At 68.8% G+C, this 1,254-nt stretch carries 1 protein-coding gene; it reads left to right on the top strand.

The window, feature by feature from the left end:
- The first annotated feature begins 50 nt into the window (after positions 1-50).
- Complete coding sequence (locus DMC64_RS42555; RefSeq protein WP_199755278.1) at positions 51-1,247, top strand: IS30 family transposase; 1,197 nt, start codon at positions 51-53, stop codon at positions 1,245-1,247.
- Positions 1,248-1,254: the final 7 nt, after the last annotated feature.

Below are 1,254 nucleotides of genomic sequence, written 5' to 3'. Positions count from 1 at the left end.
TCTTGGAGTCATGGGGTTGTTGCAACACCGTCTGTGGGAAGGGGCGGGTTGTGCGGGTGTTTCGGTGGTTGCCGCGGTCGGTGCGGGTGGGGTTTTGGGATCAGGTTCGGGCGGGGGTGGCGGCGAAGCCGGCGGCGCGGGCGGTGGGGTTGTCCCCGACGACGGGGGTGCGGTTGTTCCGGCAGGCTGGCGGGGTGATCGGTAACGCACCTTGTCGGCCTGGGCCGGTCCGGTTGAGTCTGGCCGAGCGGGAAGAGATCGCCTGTCTGACCGCGGCGGGGCTGGGGCCCCGGGCGATCGGGCGGGCGATCGGCCGCCCGGCCTCGACGGTGTCTCGCGAGCTGGCCCGTAACACCGGCCGGTCGGGTGTGTATCGGGCCGTCAGTGCCCAGCACACGGCCGAGGAACGCGCGGCCCGCCCGAAGACCGCGAAACTGGCCGCGGACCCGGTGTTGCGTCAGGTGGTGCAGGACAGGCTGGACCGCAAGTGGTCCCCGCGTCAGATCGCGCGGAGACTGGTGCTGGAGTTCCCCGACCAGCCGGAGATGCGGGTGTCACACGAAACGATCTACCAAGCACTGTATGTCCAGGGCCGGGGCGCGTTGCGCCGTGAACTCACCCAGGCACTGCGGACCGGGCGGGCGCTGCGGATGCCCCGCCGGCAGGCCCAGGCCCGCCGGGAACGCACCCCCGGCGGGATCAAGGACATGGTCAACATCAGCGAACGCCCCGCCGAGGCCGCCGACCGCGCCGTCCCCGGACACTGGGAAGGCGACCTGATCCTGGGCAAGGACAACAAATCCGCGATCGGGACCCTGGTCGAGCGCACCACCCGGTTCGTGATGCTGCTGCACCTGCCCCACAGCAGAGACGCCGCCACCGTCGCCACCGCCATGACCGAGATCATCCACACCCTGCCGCCCCTGCTGGTCAAGTCCCTGACCTGGGACCAGGGCAAAGAAATGGCCCACCACCAGCAGATCACCCTGGCCACCGGAATGGACATCTACTTCTGCGACCCGCACGCACCCTGGCAACGCGGCACCAACGAGAACACCAACGGCCTGCTCCGCCAATACTTCCCCAAAGGCACCGACCTCACCCAGCACACCGCCGCAGACCTCGCCCGCGTCGCCACCGAACTCAACGGACGCCCCCGCCAAACCCTCGGCTGGCACACACCCACCGAAGCCCTCGAAGCACTACTGTTCAACCAACAAACAATGCGTGTTGCAACCACCACGTGAATCCGCC

Source organism: Amycolatopsis sp. WAC 04197, from assembly GCF_003947475.1.
Lineage (GTDB): Bacteria > Actinomycetota > Actinomycetes > Mycobacteriales > Pseudonocardiaceae > Amycolatopsis > Amycolatopsis japonica.
This window is presented reverse-complemented; position numbering and strand designations above follow the sequence as displayed.